Annotated in this window: 20 protein-coding genes; 16 read left to right on the top strand and 4 right to left on the bottom strand. The window is 70.7% G+C overall.

Annotated features, from left to right (window positions below):
* Positions 1-122: 122 nt before the first annotated feature.
* From BJF79_RS49070 to BJF79_RS49045, 6 genes are all read left to right on the top strand, one after another.
* Positions 123-428: a hypothetical protein gene (locus BJF79_RS49070; protein WP_075907430.1), complete on the top strand. Its 306-nt coding sequence runs from the start codon at positions 123-125 to the stop codon at positions 426-428.
* Between the two features lie 67 nt (positions 429-495).
* Complete coding sequence (locus tag BJF79_RS49065; protein ID WP_075907429.1) at positions 496-837, top strand: TlpA family protein disulfide reductase; 342 nt, start codon at positions 496-498, stop codon at positions 835-837.
* Positions 838-1,340: 503 nt separating this feature from the next.
* Positions 1,341-2,180 (top strand): sulfurtransferase, encoded by an 840-nt coding sequence (locus BJF79_RS49060; RefSeq protein WP_075907428.1) that lies wholly within the window; start codon positions 1,341-1,343, stop codon positions 2,178-2,180.
* A 58-nt stretch (positions 2,181-2,238) separates the two neighbouring features.
* The gene (locus BJF79_RS49055; protein ID WP_075907427.1) at positions 2,239-2,547 is read left to right on the top strand and encodes a DUF1416 domain-containing protein; all 309 of its coding nucleotides are present in this window, start codon (positions 2,239-2,241) and stop codon (positions 2,545-2,547) included.
* A 139-nt stretch (positions 2,548-2,686) separates the two neighbouring features.
* Positions 2,687-3,460, top strand: a complete 774-nt coding sequence (locus BJF79_RS49050; protein ID WP_075907426.1) for a hypothetical protein — start codon at positions 2,687-2,689, stop codon at positions 3,458-3,460.
* On the top strand, positions 3,421-3,996 hold the full coding sequence (locus BJF79_RS49045; RefSeq protein ID WP_075907425.1) for a hypothetical protein: 576 nt from the start codon (positions 3,421-3,423) through the stop codon (positions 3,994-3,996). Before BJF79_RS49050 ends, BJF79_RS49045 begins: the two co-directional genes overlap by 40 nt.
* 135 nt (positions 3,997-4,131) lie before the next feature.
* Here the strand turns inward: BJF79_RS49045 and BJF79_RS54950 are convergent, their stop codons facing one another.
* From BJF79_RS54950 to BJF79_RS49030, 3 genes are read right to left on the bottom strand one after another with little or no spacing between them, the layout of a single operon-like run.
* Positions 4,132-4,926: a hypothetical protein gene (locus tag BJF79_RS54950; protein ID WP_143221025.1), complete on the bottom strand. Its 795-nt coding sequence runs from the start codon at positions 4,924-4,926 to the stop codon at positions 4,132-4,134.
* Entirely contained in the window at positions 4,923-5,525 is a 603-nt protein-coding gene (locus BJF79_RS49035; protein ID WP_075907423.1) for a hypothetical protein, read from the bottom strand. Before BJF79_RS49035 ends, BJF79_RS54950 begins: the two co-directional genes overlap by 4 nt.
* Positions 5,522-6,133: a hypothetical protein gene (locus BJF79_RS49030; protein ID WP_075907422.1), complete on the bottom strand. Its 612-nt coding sequence runs from the start codon at positions 6,131-6,133 to the stop codon at positions 5,522-5,524. Before BJF79_RS49030 ends, BJF79_RS49035 begins: the two co-directional genes overlap by 4 nt.
* 191 nt (positions 6,134-6,324) lie before the next feature.
* Here BJF79_RS49030 and BJF79_RS49025 point away from each other — a divergent pair, with 191 nt between their 5' ends.
* Positions 6,325-7,569: a S8 family serine peptidase gene (locus BJF79_RS49025; protein WP_075907421.1), complete on the top strand. Its 1,245-nt coding sequence runs from the start codon at positions 6,325-6,327 to the stop codon at positions 7,567-7,569.
* 85 nt (positions 7,570-7,654) lie between these two features.
* Here BJF79_RS49025 and eccCa read toward each other — a convergent pair whose 3' ends face one another.
* A complete protein-coding gene (gene eccCa / locus BJF79_RS49020; RefSeq protein ID WP_075907420.1) occupies positions 7,655-11,635 on the bottom strand; it encodes a type VII secretion protein EccCa in 3,981 nt (1,326 codons plus the stop codon).
* Between the two features lie 202 nt (positions 11,636-11,837).
* Here eccCa and eccD point away from each other — a divergent pair, with 202 nt between their 5' ends.
* From eccD to BJF79_RS48980, 9 genes are all read left to right on the top strand, one after another.
* Complete coding sequence (gene eccD, locus BJF79_RS49015) at positions 11,838-13,202, top strand: type VII secretion integral membrane protein EccD (RefSeq protein WP_262403699.1); 1,365 nt, start codon at positions 11,838-11,840, stop codon at positions 13,200-13,202.
* A gap of 114 nt (positions 13,203-13,316) precedes the next feature.
* Complete coding sequence (locus tag BJF79_RS65045; RefSeq protein WP_262403698.1) at positions 13,317-13,829, top strand: type VII secretion protein EccB; 513 nt, start codon at positions 13,317-13,319, stop codon at positions 13,827-13,829.
* Complete coding sequence (locus BJF79_RS49010; protein ID WP_262403701.1) at positions 13,775-14,629, top strand: type VII secretion protein EccB; 855 nt, start codon at positions 13,775-13,777, stop codon at positions 14,627-14,629. Before BJF79_RS65045 ends, BJF79_RS49010 begins: the two co-directional genes overlap by 55 nt.
* A gap of 131 nt (positions 14,630-14,760) precedes the next feature.
* On the top strand, positions 14,761-15,165 hold the full coding sequence (locus BJF79_RS49005) for a WXG100 family type VII secretion target (RefSeq protein ID WP_316043589.1): 405 nt from the start codon (positions 14,761-14,763) through the stop codon (positions 15,163-15,165).
* A 44-nt stretch (positions 15,166-15,209) separates the two neighbouring features.
* Entirely contained in the window at positions 15,210-15,503 is a 294-nt protein-coding gene (locus tag BJF79_RS49000; protein ID WP_075907417.1) for a WXG100 family type VII secretion target, read from the top strand.
* 97 nt (positions 15,504-15,600) lie between these two features.
* On the top strand, positions 15,601-15,897 hold the full coding sequence (locus BJF79_RS48995) for a hypothetical protein (RefSeq protein ID WP_075907416.1): 297 nt from the start codon (positions 15,601-15,603) through the stop codon (positions 15,895-15,897).
* A gap of 8 nt (positions 15,898-15,905) precedes the next feature.
* The gene (locus tag BJF79_RS48990) at positions 15,906-16,187 is read left to right on the top strand and encodes a hypothetical protein (RefSeq protein ID WP_075907415.1); all 282 of its coding nucleotides are present in this window, start codon (positions 15,906-15,908) and stop codon (positions 16,185-16,187) included.
* Between the two features lie 24 nt (positions 16,188-16,211).
* On the top strand, positions 16,212-17,429 hold the full coding sequence (locus BJF79_RS57750) for a WXG100 family type VII secretion target (protein ID WP_075907414.1): 1,218 nt from the start codon (positions 16,212-16,214) through the stop codon (positions 17,427-17,429).
* 127 nt (positions 17,430-17,556) lie between these two features.
* Positions 17,557-18,870: a S8 family serine peptidase gene (locus BJF79_RS48980; RefSeq protein ID WP_262403700.1), complete on the top strand. Its 1,314-nt coding sequence runs from the start codon at positions 17,557-17,559 to the stop codon at positions 18,868-18,870.
* The last annotated feature ends 2 nt before the right edge of the window (positions 18,871-18,872 follow it).

Here is an 18,872-nt window from a genome sequence, read left to right as displayed (position 1 = left end):
GCGCCGGTCGCGGCGGCGGCCTGCCTGACGCTGGCCGTCGGCGGGCTCGCCGGGGGTCTGATCACCGCGGCGGGCGGGTCCGGGACGCCCGCCGCGCGCCCGCGACGTCCGCGCCCACACAGGTGATCACCGCCGAGCGGATCGCGGCGGCGAACGAGGAGACGGGCGTCCGCGGGTACGTGCTGCTGTTCGAGCGCAAATGGGGCACCGAGGTCGAAGTCCACCTGTCGGGACTGGAGCGGGGCGCCCGGTGCCACATGCAGGTGATCGCCCGGGACGGACGGCGCGACGCGATGGGCAGCTGGTACGTGCCGTACGACGACGGGTACGGCGAGTACCGCGGCTCGACGATGTTCCCGCGCGGCGAGCTGTCGACGTTCGAGATCGTCGGCCTCGACGGCAAGACCGTGCTGACGATCCCGATCTGACCGGCGATCGCCGGAAGACGCGGCCGTCCGGCGCGGTTGTACCGGACGGCGGCGATGGGAGGCACACGTGACGGACGCGACCGCGGGCACCGCGCCCGGCGGCGGGCTCGGCCCGGACGATCTGGGCGCCGACCTCGGGGAACGCGCGACGCTCGTCCAGTTCTCCAGCGCGTTCTGCGCGCCCTGCCGCGCCACCCGCCGCGTCCTGGGCGACGTCGCCCGGATGGTGGACGGCGTCGCGCACGTGGAGATCGACGCGGAGGCGAACCTGTCGCTCGTCCGCAGACTGGACGTCACCGCGACCCCCACCGTGCTCGTCCTGGACGCGGCCGGACGCGTGGTGCGGCGGGCCGCCGGGGCGCCCCGCAAGGCCGACGTCATCGCCGCTCTCGGCGCCGCCGTCCGGTAAGGAGACACTCCGGTGACCAGGACTAAGACGAATGTCACTGTCTCGCAACGCGAGACGGATGTGACACGGCGTGGATTGTCGGCTTACCATCGTGTCCGTGCGTGACCGAACAGAGCAGATGCTCACGAAGCGCCGCGCGGTCGATTTCTGCCGCGTGGCGCCTCGCTCTGTCGCATGGCCTGAGGCATTCGAGCCCGACCGTTCCGAGCACTTTCCTCTACTCAGCTCGTACGCACGCCTCTCCGCCTGGAGCACCCGATGCAGGTCGACCCGTGCAGGCCGCGCCCCGGCGCGTTTCTCCCGGAGTCCCTCGTCTTTTCCCGCTCCTTCCCGGCGGACACGGCCGGTCGCGCGACGGGGACCACCCGGCTCGGTATCGATGCCGCCGCCTGTGCGATGAATGAGCCCGCGCCCACGCCGCTTCCACGCGGCGGGGGCCGCGCCGAATATCCGCTGATCCGACTATTCACCGCGAAGTTTCGCTCCGACAGGGAGGTTCCCGCATGAGCCGCGCCGACGTTCTGGTGGACGCCAGCTGGGTCGAAGAGCACCTGGACGACCCCGGTCTCGTCCTGGTCGAGGTCGACGAGGACGTGTCCGCCTACGACAAGGGCCACATCCGTGGCGCCGTGAAGATCGACTGGAAGACCGAGCTGCAGGACCCGGTCCGCCGCGACTTCGTCGACAAGACCGGCTTCGAGGAGCTGCTCTCGTCCAAGGGCATCGCCAACGACGACCTGGTCATCCTGTACGGCGGCAACAACAACTGGTTCGCCGCCTACGCCTACTGGTACTTCAAGCTGTACGGCCACCAGAAGGTGCAGCTGCTCGACGGCGGCCGCAAGAAGTGGGAGCTGGACTCCCGCGAGCTGGTGACCGACGTCCCGTCCCGTCCGAAGACCGACTACAAGGCCCAGGACCAGGACCTGAAGATCCGCGCGTTCCGCGACGAGGTCGTCGACGCGATCGGCACGCAGAACCTCATCGACGTGCGGTCGCCCGACGAGTTCAGCGGCAAGCTGCTGGCCCCGGCGCACCTGCCGCAGGAGCAGGCGCAGCGGGCCGGGCACGTGCCGACCGCGCGCAGCATCCCGTGGTCGAAGGCGGCCAACGACGACGGCACGTTCAAGTCCGACGAGGAGCTCCGCGAGCTCTACACCGCGGCCGGCGTCGACCTGAGCAAGGACACCATCGCCTACTGCCGCATCGGCGAGCGCTCCTCGCACACCTGGTTCGCGCTGCGCGAGCTGCTGGGCCTGGAGAACGTCAAGAACTACGACGGCTCGTGGACCGAGTACGGCTCGCTCGTCGGCGTCCCCGTCGAGCTCGGCGACCCGAAGTAACCGTTCGTCCGCCGTCCGGCGGAACAGAGTTTTCCGTGCACGCGGAGATGGAGGAACAATGACTCAGGGCTGCGCAGCGCCCGCTCAGACGGCGCATCTGCCCGCGACCGTCGACCTGACCAACGAGGCCGTCATCCAGGGCACCGTCACGCGTGACGGCGCGCCCGTGTCCAGCGCCTACGCCCGCCTGCTCGACGCCACCGGCGAGTTCACCGCCGAGGTCGTCACCGGCGAGGAGGGCGTGTTCCGCTTCTTCGCCGCCGACGGCGACTGGACGGTCCGCGTCCTGGCCGCGGGCGGGGTGAGCGTCGACAACAGCGTCACCGCCAAGACCGGCGAGGTCGCCGCGCTCGAAGTCGCCATCTGACCACGGCGACGCGACGCGTCGACGGACCCCGTCGTCCCGCCCTCCGGGCGCGGACGGCGGGGTCCGTCCGTTTCGTGCGATTCGTTCGAGTTCGTACTGCTCCTCCCGGCTGTCGGCGGCGATCGGTACGATCGGCGCGATGCTCCGACTCTCACCCCGATCGCCCCTGACCCTCCCGTGGGCCGCGCTCAAGCTCGCGGGACGGTTCGCGCTGCCCCTCGCGCTGTGGTTCACCCTCGGGGAATTCCTGCGGTACGGGGCGATGTACGGCGGCTACCGGCTCGGCAAGATGGACGGCCTCGCCGCGACCGTCGCGCCCATGCTGACGATCGCGCTGCTCGTCGTCATCACGCTCACCACGACCGCGCTGATGATCCACTGCGTCCGCGAGGGCCTCGACGCCGTGCACGCCCGTTCGGCCGGCGGCGGCCTGACGTCCTGGGCCGTCGGCAACGACGACGAGTCGGCGCTCACCGCGATGGGCCGCGCCGCGCTCCCGTTCGTCATCTTCTACCTCGCGTGGGGGCAGCAGGGCGAGGACGCCCGCGAGTTCGCGGAGACGGCGGCGAGCCGCGGGTTCACCGACGGCGGCGTCCAGGGGCAGATCGAGGGCGTCGGCCTGCTGCTCTCCCTGGAAAAGCACGTGAAGCTCGCGATCGCCCTCACCGCCGCGTTCTTCGTGCTGAAGGTGCTCGTCGAATGGCTGCTGGAGGAGCGGCTGCCGCGCACCGTCGGCCCGCTCGCCGGCTTCCTGGAGATCAACTTCGCGCTGTTCGGCGTCTTCACCATCGACCAGCTCCGCGACAAGGGCGAGCAGGTGCCCACCGCCGGGCGTGGGACTGGTTCGGCCAGGTCGCCGGGCCCCTGCTGGACGTGTGGCCGCCGTTCAAGGAAGCCGTCCTCGGGGCGCTGATCTGGCTCGTCATCGCGGGCGTCATCCTCGGCCTCGACACCGGCGACGAACGGCTTGCCTCCGTCGGGCAGAGCCGCGCCGCCCGCCGGATCGCCGCCGCCGGGGCCATCGACCGCACCAACAGCCCCCGCGAGGTCCTCACCCGCGGCCTCCGCGAGATGCTGCTGCCCGCCTGGTTCGGGCTCCGGCTCGTCCGCCGGTCCGGGATGATGCCGTTCGCCACGTTCTGCCTGCTCTTCTCCGGGCTGCACGTCGGCGAGGAGGCCGCCCGCCGGCAGACCTACGAGCTGATCGGCGCCCACGACGTCGCGTGGTGGCTGCCGCGGATGCCGTTCGTCGGCTACGGCGCCGGGCTCGTCTTCGAGATCCTGCGCGTCTGCCTGCTCGCCGCCGCGTTCAACCTGATGGTCACGCGCGTCACGGCTCGAACCGCAGCGAAGGCAGTGGAGCCCCACCCTTCCGTTCCGTCTCCGGAGCACGCACCACCAGCGCCAGGGACTCCGCCTTGGCACGGGGCACCGTCCCCCGGACTGTGAGCGGGAACGCCTTCCCCGGCCGCACGTCCGTGGGCTTCTGCGCGTTCCCGCTCCACTCGCGGCCCTGCCCGTCGACGAACCGGTACGTCATGCCGTAGCCGCCGACCGTCTGCACGCTCTTCGCGTCCTGCGCCTTCACCGCGAGGACCACCTGCAACTGGACGACGTCCTGGCCCTCGGGCGCCCCGGGCTGCGTGCGGTCTCGCGCTTGTAGACGGTCCACCGGGCGCCGGACATCTCGCCGATCTTCCCGCGCGCGACGGACGACACCCGCACCGGGGGTTCGAGGCTCTCCGCGCGTCCGGACTCGTCGATCCAGTTCAGCCCGAGGAACGCGGGCAGCAGGACGGCCAGCGCGAACACCTCGACGACACGGCGGGTTTTCGGGCCGAGCCACGTCCGCCGCGGCTCTGCGGCCGTCGCCTCGTCGCCCCCGCCGGGCGCGCCGGTCGTGCCGTCCGTCCCGTCCGGGCGCGGGTGGTTTACGGGCTGCTGGGCGTAGGGGTACTGCGGTGGGGGCTGGAACTGCGGTTGCTGTTGCTGTTGCGGGTAGCCGTGCCCGTACGGCCCGGGCCCGGGCTGCTGCGGGTAGGACGGGGGCGGCGGCGGTTGCGGGGGACGTGCATGACGTCCGGACGGCTGCTGGTACGGATCCGGAGGTCGTTGCCCGCCCGTCGGCTGCTGCTGCCAACCCGTGGGCTGCTGCTGCGGATTCGCCGGACGCTGTTGCTCGTGCGTGTACCCGGGCGCGTACGGCTGCCCCCCTGTGCCGGTGCCCTGCCAGGGCGGCGGCTGCGGGGCGGGCTGCTGCGGCGGCGGGTACGGAGGCCCCGGTTGCGGCTGCCCGCCCGTGGGTCGCTGCGGCCACCCGTACCGTCCCGGCGGCGGCCGATCGGACGACGGCGGGGGCGGGGGGTGCGGATCGTTCATGTGCCCACCCGCAGTTCGTAGCGTTCGGGGGCTTTCCGGACGAGGTCGGCGGCGCGCGACCCGCTGAGGCCGAGGTCGACGTCGACGGCGGACGACAGCTGCGGCAGGAGCCCGCCGGTCCCCACCACCAGGTGCGCCCCGGCGAGACGGTTCTTCGGTACCTCGAAGACGAACGCGGCGTTCGTCCAGATCATCGGTTCCAGGACCGCCGGCGGGGGTTCCGCGGCGAGCGGCCGCTCGGTGGGCGCGAAGGTGGTGCCCGCCGGGGGTCGTCCAGGGCGGCGGACCGGAGCCTGCACGGGCTCGTCCCGGCTCGTGCCGCGCAGCCGCACGATGACGTAGACGCCGTCGGTGCCCACCGGGGGCTTGTCGTCCAGGATCGAGTCGGGCGCGAGCGAGCGCGCGACCACGACCTCCTCGACCCGCACGGTGAACGACGCCGAGGCGACGTCCGTGCCGATGTCGCCGCCCGACCGGATGGGGTCGAGCATCCGCGCCTCGACCTTCGGCTGGTACGCGTGCAGCCACATGGCCCCGGCGAGCAGGATCGTCCCGCCGATGCCCGCGCCGCCCTGCACGGCGAGCTTGCGCACGTTCACGGCGTCCCCGTCCCGACGGGCAGGGTGAAGCGCGCGGCCAGCGCGTCGCCTTCCTGCTGTATCCGCCACGCGTAGGTGTTGTCGGTGAACCCGTGGTCGTACTTCCACTCGCGCACGCCGAACGTGAACGTCTCGGGCGGCTGCGCCTGGCCGAGTTCCCACATCACGGACGCCTCCACGGGCAGTCCCGGCTGGACGGTGTAGGTCTCCGAGCCCGCGGCGACGCCCGTCACCTTGTCCGGTTCGACCCACTTTCCGGCTTTGGTGCGGGCGACGACGCCCTCCTGCAGCCCCGTGGAGCCGAGCCACGCCGTTTCCTTGCCCTTGTTGACCACGCGCATCCGGACGATCAGGAAGCGGTCGGAGCCCGTTTCCAGTCCGGCATCGGACACCCCGGCCCGCACGTCGTGCACCGTCACGGAGAACAGGCCCGCGTCGACGGCCTTCCCGGGCGACTTCACCGGCTGCTTCGGCTTCTCCTTCAACCCCCCGGTCACCCACAGCACGGCGGCCAGCACGACCACCGCGCACACGACGGCCGACACCCACACCACGCGGCGCCGCCGGCCGGTGGTGTTCTGGTGGGGGATGGGGGAGGCGTACTGCACCCGGCGATGGTAATACGCCCGTCCGTCAAAGATCTGCGCTCACTCCGCCCGGATACCGCCGGAGCGTCCGCGCCGCCGTCCGCGCGAGCGTCCGTGCCGCCGTCCCGGCCGATCGTTTAGAGTCTTTGCGGCCGACTCGCGAGAGTTCGGTGGCTTGTGTCCTCAGATGGTGCTGGACGGGGAGAGATGGCATGCGCGGAGCGGGGCTGACGGCGAAAGCGGGGGTCATTGCCGCGACCTCGGTCCTCGGGTTCGCGCCCGCCGCCGCGGCCGCACCCGTCGCGCGCCCGTCGCGGCACCCGCGCGGGGCGTTCGCGGCGCCGCTCGCACCGGAGTGCAACAAGCCCGCGGGGCAGCCCGCGTCGGCCATCACCGTCGAGCCGTGGCCGCAGCAGCGGCTCGACTTCGAGGAGGCGTGGCGGGTCACCCGCGGCAAGGGCGTGACGGTCGCCGTCGTCGACAGCGGCATCGAGGCGAACCATCCGCAGCTCAAGGGCAAGATCGGCAAGAGCCACGACGCGACCAAGACCACCGCCACGGACTGCTTCGGCCACGGCACCCAGGTCGCGGGCATCATCGCGGCCACCGACATGCGCAACCAGAACGTTCCGTTCCTGGGGGTGGCGCCGCAGGTCACGCTGCTCAACGCCAAGTTCACGACGGGGCAGAGCACCAACGACAACACGATGCTGCCCAAGTCCATCACCTGGGCGGCCGAGAACGGCGCGGACATCATCAACGTCTCGGTGGACGCCCCCGACAGCGCGGGCCTGCGCGCGGCCGTCAAGGCGGCGCAGGAACGCGACGTCCTGATCGTCGCCTCCGCCGGGAACGTCGCGAAGGACCAGCAGGGCAACGAGAGCGCCTCCTACCCGGCGAGCTACGAGGGCGTCCTGTCGGTCGCCGCCGTCGACCAGACCGGCAGCCTCTCGGAGTTCTCCAACAGCAAGACGCGCATCGACGTCTCGGCCCCCGGCCAGAACGTGATCTCCACCCTCGGCACCGGCTACGTCGGCGGCCTCCAGGGGACGAGCTTCGGCGCGCCGTACGCGGCCGGTGTCGCCGCGCTCGTCCGCGCCCGGTTCCCGAAGCTGACCTACCAGCAGGTGATCAACCGCATCCTGATCACCGCCGAGGGCGGCATCGGGGTCGGCAGCGGGCACGGCATGATCAGCCCGCTGCAGGCCGTCACCGCGGAGCTGGACCCGAACGCGCAACCGTCCGAGGAGAGGGCGGTGAACAACGACACCGGGGTCATCGACATCGCCCGGCCGGAACCGGTCGACCACCGGTCCCGGGCCATCGGCCTCGCCGTCGCGGGCGGCGCGGTCGTCCTCGCGCTGCTGGTCGCCTTCTTCGGCGCCGTCGGACCGAAGGGCCGCAAGCGCGGCTGGAAGCCCGGACGCGCGACCGTCCCCACCGGCGACCGCGACTGACGGCCGCCGAACGGCCCCCGGAACGGGGAGAGCCCCGGCCCTCCCGGGCCGGGGCTCTCGTTACTCGCGCAACGCCGACCGCGGCTTACTGCTGCTGCTCGCCGACGAAGGCCGTCTGGATCAGCCGCTTCCCGGCCCGCCGGTCGGAGTGGGTGCCGCGGCCGGGGGCCAGCGGCGACGGGCGGACGTCGAACAGGTTCCCCTCGTCCTTGTTGCCGGACATGATCAGCGCCGGGCTGGCCATGTCCTTGAGCCGCTGCAGGACCGGGTCGAACATGGCGCGGCCCGCACCGCCCATCGTCCGGGCGAGGATGACGTGCATGCCGATGTCGCGGGCCTGCGGGAGGAGCTCGGCGAGCTGCGCCAGCGGGTTCCCCGACGGGGTGGCGACCAGGTCGTAGTCGTCCACGATCAGGAACAGCTCCGACCCGCTCCACCACGACCGGTTCCGCAGCTGCTCGGGCGTCAGGTCCGACGGAGGCAGCCGGTTGACCAGCGCCCCGTGGGTGTCCTTCATCAGCCCGGCCGCCGCCGTCGACGACGCCGCGTACCCGATGACGTGCTCGCTCTCCGCGGAGTCCAGCAGCGCGCGCCGGTAGTCGAGCATGATGATGCGGGCCTCGGCGGTCGTGTACCGCTCCTTGACGGCGTCCACGATCACCCGCAGCAGGTTCGACTTGCCGCACTCGTTGTCGCCGAGGACGACGAAGTGCGGGTCGTTCTCGAAGTCCAGCAGGACGGGCGACAGCGTGTCCTCGTCGATGCCGATCGGGACGCGCTTGCCGGTCTCGCCCACCGCGGGCAGCGAGCGCATCGGCAGCACGTCCGGCAGCATCCGGACCTCGGGCGCGCCCGGCCGGCCGGCCCAGCCCGCCTGCACCGTCTGCACCAGGTGCCGGACGCCGTCGGACACGTCGTCCGCCGTGGTGCGGCCGTCGACGCGCGGGAGCGCGCTGAGGAAGTGCAGCCCCTCGCGGGTCAGGCCGCGGCCCGGCCGTCCCTCGGGGACGTTCGCGGCCTTCTTCCGGTCCATCTCGGACTCGTACGGGTCGCCCAGCTTCAGCTCCAGCCGGGTCTGGAACAGGTCGCGGATCGTCAGGCGGAACTCCGACCACTTGTTGGTGGCCGCCATGATGTGGATGCCGTAACCGAGACCGCGCGCGGCGAGGTCGGTGATCGTGGCCTCCAGGGCCTCGAACTCCTGCCGGACGGTCAGCCAGTTGTCCACGACGAGGAACACGTCGCCGAACCCGTCCCCGGGAACCTGGCCCTCGGCCCGCAGCCGCCGGTACGCGGCGATCGAGTCGATGCCGCGCTCGGTGAAGTACCGCTCCCGCGACTCCAGCAGCGACGCCACCTCGGCGACCGTCCGCCGGACGCGGTCGGGGTCGAGCCGGCTCGCGACGCCGCCGACGTGCGGCAGGTCGGCGAGCGCGGCCAGGCCGCCGCCGCCGAAGTCCAGGCAGTAGAACTGCACCTCCTGCGGCGTGTGCATCAGCGACAGCGAGGTGATCAGCGTCCGCAGCACCGTCGACTTGCCCGCCTGCGGGTTGCCCGCCACGCCGACGTGGCCCGCGGCGCCCGACAGGTCCAGCCACATCGGGTCCCGGCGCTGGTCGAACGGCTTGTCGACGATCCCCGCGAACGCGTGCAGCCGCCCGCGCCCGTCCCAGTTCGTCGTCGTGAAGCCGAGGTCGGGCGTCTGCGCGAGGTTCGGCAGGACCTGGTCGAGCGAGCTCGGGGCCTCCAGCGGCGGCAGCCAGATCTGGTGCGGCGGCGGGCCGTTCCCGGCGAGCTGCCGCACGACGAGGTCGAACAGGCTGATCTGCGGCCCCTCGTCCTCCTGCGACCGCTGCTGCTGCTGCGGCTGCTCCTGCATCCGCGGCTGCATGTAGGCGGGGGTGAACGGGACGATCTGGGCGAGCTGCCGCGGCCCGCTCTGCGACTGCGGCTCCGCCGCGTCTTCCGGCCGGTAGGGCCCGGACACGTACGCCGCCCGGAACCGCGTCATCGACTCGGTGCCGATCTTCAGGTAGCCGTTACCGGGCGCCTGCGGCAGCTCGTACGCGTCCGGCACGCCGAGGACGACCCGCGACTCCATCGCCGAGAACGTCCGCAGGCCGATCCGGTAGGACAGGTGGGTGTCCAGGCCGCGCAGCTTGCCCTCCTCCAGCCGCTGCGACGCGAGCAGCAGGTGCACGCCCAGCGAACGGCCCAGCCGTCCGATCATCACGAACAGCTCGGCGAAGTCGGGCTTGGCGGACAGCAGCTCGGAGAACTCGTCCAGGACGACGAACAGCGTCGGCATCGGCCGCAGCGCGGCGCCCTGCTCGCGGGCCTTCTCGTAGTCGCGCAGCGAGGCGTAGTTGCCCGCGGCCCGCAGCCACTCCTGGCGCCGCACCATCTCGCCGTGCAGCGCGTCGTACATCCGGTCGACGAGCGGCAGCTCGTCCTCCAGGTTGGTGATGACGGCCGACACGTGCTGCAGGCCGTCCATGCCGAGGAACGTCGCGCCGCCCTTGAAGTCGACGAGGACGAAGTTGAGCACCTCGGACGAGTGCGTCATCGCCAGGCCCAGCACCAGGGTGCGCAGCAGCTCCGACTTACCGGAACCGGTCGCGCCGATGCACAGCCCGTGCGGGCCGTAGCCGCCCTGGGCGGCCTCCTTGATGTCCAGCTCGATCGGGTTGCCGTCGCCGTCCATCCCGATCGGCACCCGCAGCCGGTTGCGCGGCGCCCGCGGCTGCCACGCGACCCGCGGGTCGATCCGGGCCGGGTCGGGGGTGCCCAGCAGGGTGGTGAGCGTCGTCGCCGCCGACAGCGCGTCCATCTCCGGACCGGACGCCGCGCTGGCCCGCAGCGGCGCGAGCTGCCGCGCCAGGCCGTCCGCCTGCACGTAGCTGAGGTGGTCCGGACGGCCGAGCGAGTTCGGGACGTCCTTGCCGGTGCGGTCGCGGCGCAGCATCGCCATCCGGTCGGGCGCGACCCGCAGCCGCAGCATCGTGCTGTCGGCCGTCGGGGCGACGTGCCCGGTCAGGTCGATGACGCAGACGCCCTCGATGCCGTCCGCGCCGATCTGCGAGTCCGGCGTCACCGCGCCGCCGTCGACGATCACCACGTGGTAGGGCAGGTCGTTCTGCGACAGCCCCGGGGTGAACCGCGCCCGGTCCTTCACCTCGTTGCCGAACATCCGCTCCAGCTCGCTGAGGCTGCCCGCCATCAGCCGGACGGGCCCCGCCGCGTCCGTGACCGTCGGGTGCATCGAGTGCGGCAGCCACTTGACCCAGTCCCAGTACGGCATCGCGTCCTGCGAGGCGCACACGCTCACGCGCATGTCGTCCGGCGAGTGGAACGCGGCGAGCTGCGCGACGAGCGAGCGGACCATCCCGCGGACCGCCTCCGGCTCGCCCGCGGGGAGGATGCGGGAGAACGACGGCAGCGACACCGCGACGGGAAGGTTCGGCACCGTCGAATGCGCCCGGACGAAACGGCGCAGCGCGCCGGACGTCATCGGCTCCAGGTCCTCGACCGGCTTGGTCTCCGGCGGGATGATCTGGACGGCGAGCTTCTGCGGGCCCGCGCCGATCCGCACGTTCCCGAAGTCGGGGTCGGACGGCCGCCGCTCCCAGATCCGGGCGCTCATCACCAGCGACCACAGGGAGTCGGGCGGCGGGCTGTTCCACTCCAGCGACTCGCGCTGCTGCTCGGCCGCCCGCCGCACCTTGCGGCGCGCCTGGCTCAGGTACCGGAAGTAGTCGCGGCGCGCCCCGTTCAGCTTGAACTTCCGCTCACCGCCGCCCCGGGTGAGCTGGCCGATCATCATCCCGCCCATGGCGAGGGCCATGCCGCCGCTGCTGATCATCATCATGGGGCCGCGGCTGCCGCCGCCCAGGAACATCAGGCCCATCATCAGCGGCATGACGGCCATCGGCAGATACATCAGGACGTTCTGCAGTCCGCCGCTCTGCGTCTCGGGGAGTTCGGGCGGCGACTCCAGGAGCAGTTCCCCCTTGGGCGCCTGCGGGGGGTTTCTGCGCTCCTTGCGCCTGACGAGGACGGTGCTCACCTGGGCGTTCCTCCGGGAGCTCGCTTATCGGGCGGTCGCGATGCAGGGGGACGACCGACCCGCGGGGCAACTGGTCGAAAGGGTTGATTTAGCGTAAGCCGACGTCACATCCTAAGCTGCGCGTCGATCGGAACCGGTCTGCGGGCCGACACGGAGGACGGGAGCTTCGGTGAATTCCCCCGCCACATTCGAACTATGCAGAGTGACCATCGTCGCCCCACGGCGGCGCATCGACGTCTCCTTGCCGGCCGACGTGCCGCTCGCCCACATGCTCCCCACTCTGCTGCGCGCCGCCGGTGAGGACATGGCCGACGCCGGTCTCGCCCACTCCGGCTGGGTGCTGCAACGCCTGGACGACAGTCCCTTCGACCAGGCGCAGACGATGGGGGCGCTCGGTGTGCGCGACGGGGAGATCCTCTACTTCCGTCCCCGCATGGCGCAGCTCCCCGAACTGTCCTTCGACGACGTCGCCGACGTCATCGCCAGCGGCATCCGGGAACGTTCGGACCGCTGGCGCCCCACCACGACGCGTTCCTTCGGCCTCGGCGCCGCCGGGATCGCGCTCCTCGTCGGCGCGATCGTCATCGCGCTGTCCGGACCGTCCTGGCTCATTCCGGCCATCGCCGCCGGGCTGATCACGATCGTGCTGCTCGCCGCCGCGACCGTCCTGTCGAGGGCGGTCGCCGACTCGGGCGCGGGCGTGATCCTCGGGTACGCGACCCTGCCCTACGCGTTCCTGGCCGGGCTGTTCGCGCCCGCCCGCGACGACGTCGCGCTCACCGACCTCGGCGCGCCGCACCTGCTGGCCGCGTTCGGGGTGACGGCGCTCGCCGCGGTCATCGCCGCGTTCGCCATCTCCGACGGCCTGCCGGTCTTCCTCGGCCTGGGCTTCGCCTCGATCGTGGGCACGATCGGCGCCACCGTCGGCTTCTTCTTCGACCTGCCGGCCGCCGGCATCGCGGCGGTCGCCGCGACCATCGTGATGTTCTTCATCGCGGCCGTCCCGTCGCTGTCGTTCAAGTTCGCCCGGATGCCGCTGCCGCCCGTCCCGAGCAGCTCCGAGGACCTGCGCAACGACACCGAGACGGTCGACGGCCGCCAGGTGCTGGCCCGCACCGCCGCGGCCGACCGGTTCTCGACGGGCCTCATCGCCGCGATCTCGGTCGTCGCCGCGGGCGCGATGCTGTTCCTCTTCGGGTTCGGCGGCTGGGCCGGACCCACCACGACCGCCGCCATGTCGGTGTCGCTGCTGCTGCGGGCGCGCGTCTTCCGCGGCGTCGCGCAGCGCGCGTGGATGCTCGTCGTGGGCCTGTTCGGCCTGCTGCTGACGACGGTCGGGATGGCGGCGCACGGCGGCCAGATCCTGGCGCTGGCCGCGGCGCTCGGCCCGCTGCTGGTCATCACCGGCATCGTCGTCGCCGTCACCCTCTGGCTGCCGAACAACCGGCTCACCCCGGTGTGGGGCCGCTGGGGCGACATCTTCGACATGCTCATCATGATCTCGCTGATCCCGCTGTCGCTCGCCGTCCTGGACGTCTACTCCCGCGTGCGCGGGCTGGGCGGGTGACCCGCTGATGCAGAGCAGGCGAGATCTCTACCAGGCGCACCGCCTGATGACGCAGCGGGTCGGCTCGCCCTTCTGCAGGGCGAACCCGACGTCGCCGAGTCGCCGCTGCGGCGGGTGTCGGTCGGCGCGTTCGCCGGGTTCATGGTCGCGCTGCTCATCGTCGCCATCTTCGGCATCTGGGGCATCCTGTCCCCGGGCGGCGCCAAGGGCCTCGACGAGCCGGGGAAGCTCATCATCGAGGAAGAGACCGGCACCAAGTACATCTACGACGCCAACACGAAGAAGATGCTCCCGGTCGCGAACTACGCGTCCGCGCTGCTCGCGCTCAGCTCCGACAAGATCGACCGGCGCAGCGTGTCGCGCAAGTCGCTGGACGAGTTCGCCCGCGGCCCCATGATCGGCATCCCGGGGGCGCCCGACTCGCTGCCCGACGCCGAACAGCTCGTCCGCGGCCCGTGGTCGGTGTGCGTCCGGGAGGCGACGGCGCCAACGGCGTCAAGCGGCAGTACAGCGCCCTCGCCGCCGGGCACAAGGTCGGCGGCCGCAAGCTCGGCGCCGACGAGGCCGTCGTCGTGCGCACCGCGGGCGGCAACTGGGTGGTCTGGCAGGACCACCGCATGCAGCTGACCGTCCCGGCGAACCAGATCACGGTGCTGACCGGCGGCCCGCAGGCCGTCGAGGTCCCGTCCACCTGGCTGAACGCGATCCCCGCCGCGGGCCGGTTCGGCCCGCCGAACGTCCCGCAGCGCGGCAAGGAAGTGGCCGGGACCGGCGGCGGCAAGGCGCGCGTCGGCCAGGTCTTCAAGGCCGAGACCGGCGCCCGGACGCTCTGGTACGTCATGCTCGCCGACGGCTTCGCGCAGATCAACGGGACGCAGGCGCAGCTGCTCCTCCTCGACGCCGGCTCCAAGGCCGCCTACCCCACCGAAGAGGTGCGCGCGCTCCCGACCGACGCCCCGACCGCGCAGCAGAACGCGTCCCAGACCCGGCTGATGGACGACAACCTTCCCCCGGCGCTGCCGAAGTTCATCAACTGGGACCCCACGAGCCCGCTGTGCTCGGTGTTCCCGACGGGTTCCGCGACCGCCCACCTGACGGTCGGCGGCTCGCTGCCCGCGCCGTCCGTCACCGCGCTCGGCGCGGGGACCGTCGGCGCGGCGGGGACGGTCGACCAGATGGTCCTGCCCCCGGGCGGTGCCGCGCTGATGAGCCTCGTGCCGACCGGCGGGCAGACCAGCGGCTCCAACTCGCTCTCCCTGGTCAGCGACCAGGGCGTCCGGTACGCGCTTCCGTCCGCAGAGGTGGCGAAGGTGCTCGGCTACGACTCGAAGAAGGCCGCGCCCGTCCCGTCCAGCGTCATTCACCTCATCCCGCAAGGTCCGGCGCTCGACCCCAAGCTGGCGCGGAAACCCGTATCGACAGGTTGAACAGGACCTGACACCCTGATGTGGTACAAGTCACAGCGAATCCGGCCGGAGGTACAGAACCGGACGATCACCTAATGCGTCGACATCAATGAACGAGACGCCTATGATCGCTGTCATTTCGTGTCCCAGGAGTGCTCCCCGGACGGCCCGCCGAGCAGGGTCCCCCAATCACACCTGTGACGCGTCGAGTAGAACTTCGCAACGGAGGTGACACTGTGGGTGGACAGTCCGCAGTCGACAGAAGCGCAATGCAGGCCGCCGCAACGCGGATCGAGGACTCCGCGGGCATCGTCAAGGGCCTGCAGAGTCAGCTGGAGGGCCACAAGGGCTCCCTCATGTCCGGGTGGGCCGGCAACGCGTCGGTGTCGTTCGACCGGGTCTTCAACGAGTTCCAGACCGAGATGAACAAGGTGCGGACGGCCCTCGAAGGCATGCACGAGAAGCTCGTCCAGACGAAGATCACCTACGAGTCGACCGAGCAGGAGCAGGACGACGCGGTCAACAAGATCAACGCCCTGCTGAACGGCGGCACCTGATCTTCACGCTTCCTCCATCCCCCCGACTGTGAAGGACTCGCAACATGGGTGACAGCTACACCAAGGCAAATTTCGGCACGATGCAGCAGGCGCAGGCCGACTTCTCCCTGGCCTACCGCGCGCTGGTCGACGAACTCAACGACCTCGAGAGCAACCTCGAGAAGAACCTCTCCCAGTGGGAGGGTTCCGCGGTCCAGGCGTACTGGGACGCCAAGCGCCAGTGGGACGCCGCCGCCAACCACATCGGCCAGGTCCTCAACCAGCTCGGCACCGTCATCGGCGACGCCCACTCGAACTACAGCAACGCCGAGCGCATGAACCAGGGCATCTGGGGCTGACCGAACTTTTCCTCCGTCCATGTTGTGCGGGCCACCGCCGTGAGCCCGTGCAGCATGGACGTTTGGGGTCCGACGGCCATTCGGCGGGAGGGTGGCAATGACCGAATACACGATGACGGACCAGCAGCTCGCGAGCATCGAGCACACCTATACCACCGGGTATGGGAGCTACGTCCAGGTCCACACTCAGCAAGGCCTCACTCGTGAAGAGTGGAACGACCTTTCCGACTACCAGCAGCGGAACTACTACTACGACTACGGTCCCGGGGTCAACGCCGGCCAGCCCGACGATCCGTCGAACGCGCTGCCCCGGAGCAACCAGCCCGACCGCAGCGAGTGGAAGGTCGAGGCGAAAGACGGCTACGACGCAATTATCAGGAACTGCGCAAGATAGCCAATGACATGCAGTACCTGATGGACGGCTGGAAGAGCAAACTGACGAAGGTCAGCTCGACCAGCATCACGAGCGTGGACCTGGGAAGCGTCCAGGGCTCGGAGACCTTCGCGGAACTCGCGAGTCAGACGAGAATGGGCTTCGGCGAGTACATCACCGCCATCCAGACGGCCTACACCGGCGTGATCGAGAAGCTCAAGGCCACGGCGGACCGCTATGACGACGCGGAAGGCACGACCGGCGGCCAGGTCAACGGTGTGGACCCGAGCGGCACCCCGAATTTGACCTGAGCGTGATCTGGAGAGGAGAAGCCGATGGGTGAGAACTCCGAGCAGTTTCCCATCAGGGACGGCAAGACATTCCCGTCGCAAGACTTCAGCGGGATGAGCTTCGACGATGTCAAGAACAAGCTGTCGAGCATTCGCCCCGAGGCGGTCGGTGACGCCTCGACGGCGTACAAGGACGCAGCGGACATCCTCGCGCAAATGACGGAGAAGCTGCGTACGGAGTTCGCCGAGCGGATCAAGAACAACTGGCAGGGAGAGAGCGCACAGAAGGCGCTCGATCAGCTGGGTCAGATCTACACGACCGCCGGCACCCTCTCCGACAAGAGCCACAACACCGCCTCGACCTATAACTGGTACAAGGTCAGCATCCTGGACTGGTACAAGAACGCCGCCCAGGACATGGAAGACGGCTACATCCACACGGACGGCGACGACGAGAACGCCCGCAAGTTCATCGCCAAGTTCAGCCGCCGTATGGGTGAGGCGTACGACGCCCACCCCAACAACATCGAGAAGGACCTGCCCCGGGAGTACGGCGGCCTTAACGACAACCCCACCATGCCCAATTACCCCGGGGGCAACCCTGGCGGGCCCGGGGGCATGCCTGGTGGCGGTGGGAGCATCCCCGGTGGTGCGCCCGGCGGTATGCCCGGCGGTGGTATGCCGGGTGGCGCGCCCGGTGGCATGCCGGGGGGCGGTGGCGGAAGTTTCGCCGGCGAGAACCCGTTCAGCCCGCCCAGCAACAACGGTCCCCACCTGCAGCCCGGCGAGGTGACGCCCGGTGGTTCGTGGGGGGCGGGGTCCGGCCCCGGCGGTCTCGGATCCGGATCCGGGGGCCTCGGCGGAAGCCCGTGGAGCGGAGGAAGCGGGGCACCGACCTGTCCAGCTTCCCGGGCGGAGGCGGCGGAGGCGGCGGCCTGCCCGGTGGCGGCGGTGGCGGTCTCCCGGGCGGAGGCGGCGGCGGCCTCCCGGGCGGCGGCGGTGGGAGCATGCCCGGTGGCGCGCCCGGCGCGTTCGGCGGAGTCGGCGCGGGCGGAATCGGCCCGGGCGCCGGTGCCGCGGCATGGGGAGCCGCAGGTCGTTGCCGGTGGCGCCGCGGGCGGACGTCCCATGGGCATGCCGATGGCACCAGGCGGCGGCCAGGGCGGTCAGGGCGACCAGGAGCGCGAGCGTGAGACCTGGCTCACCGAGGACGAGGACGTCTGGGGGGCCGACGACGACACGGCTCCGCCGGTCATCGGCTGACCTCGCGGATTGGCGGCCGTGGGCGGACGGGGCTTAGGCTTCGGCCGCCCACGGTTTCTTGAGCGGTAGGGAGTGTCGGTCTATGCGATGGTCGCTTCGGGCAGCGGCGGCGATGTCGGCGGTGGGAATGGCGTTGGCTCCGGCCGTCCCCGCGCATGCCACCCCCGGACCCGGTCCGAACCAGTGGTGGTTCGATTCCTGGTCGATCGAGAAGGAGGTTTGGCCTCTGACCAAGGGCAATGGCGTGACAGTTGCCGTCATCGACACTGGAGTCAACGCCAGCCTCCCCGACCTTCGCAGCGCGGTTCTCCCTGGTATCAACTTCAAAGGCGGCGGCGGCGATGGTCGGAAAGACACCGACCAGCACAATGATGGCCATGGCACGGCCATGGCCAGTCTGATCGCTTCTCGGGGAACTTCTAGCGGCTTTGTCGGCATCGCGCCTGAATCTAAAATTCTGCCGATTGCCTCTTCGGTATCCGGCAAACAGACCGGCGAGTCGGTTCGTTACGCAGTGGATCATGGCGCGAATGTTGTCAACATCTCCCAGGGAAGTGAGAACGCCGAAAGTTATCCGAACTTCTGTCCTCCTGAACTGCTTGATGCGATCAAATATGCCGCCCAGAAAGACGTGGTGATCGTCGCGGGGGCTGGTAACTCGGGGGACTTCTACAACAAGCCGGCCTATCCGGCCTCCTGCCCCGGCGTCGTGGCCGTCGGCGCACTGGCACGGGACGGCAAGCCCTGGGAGCACACGCAGGAGCAGAACTACATAACGGTCGGTGCTCCCGGAGCCGGTGTCGGCGCCATCGGCAAGACCGGTCACGTCTTCTCGTCCGGCGCGGGAACGAGTCAGGCTTCGGCGCTGACCTCCGGGGCCATCGCGCTCATGCGGAGCCACTTCCCGAAGATGCCCGCGCGGGAGATCGTGCAGCGCCTCACCAATACCGCGAAGGACTTCGGTCCTCCCGGCAAGGACAATCTCGTCGGGTACGGCGTGATCAGCATTCCGCGTGCTCTGAAGCAGGACGTGGCCAAGGACGCCCCGAACCCGGTCTATGAGCGGCTGGACAAGGTCATGGCCGCGGGCGGTGGCGAGAAGGAGAAGGGCGCCGCCGCGCCCGCAGGTGCGGAGTCCGAGAGCGACGAAGGCTCCGGCATGCTCCTGCCGCTCGCCGTGGGCGGCATCGTGGTGCTGCTGGTCGTCGTCGTGGTCTGCTTGCTCATGTTGCGGCGTCGCGGGAAGAAGACGTCCGGCACGCCTCCGATGCCGATGATGCAGCCGCCCGGCGGAGGGCCTCAGCAGTCGCCGTACCAGCAGTCCTTCCAGCCTCCGGCTCAGCAGCAGCCACCGGTTCAGCAGCAGCCCTCGCAGCCTCCGCCCGGTCCGTCCAATCCGTCGGGATCCACGGGACCGTTCAGTCCGCCTCCCGGGAACTGACG

This window comes from Actinomadura sp. CNU-125 (genome assembly GCF_001942465.1).
Classification (GTDB): Bacteria; Actinomycetota; Actinomycetes; order Streptosporangiales; family Streptosporangiaceae; genus Spirillospora.
This window is presented reverse-complemented; position numbering and strand designations above follow the sequence as displayed.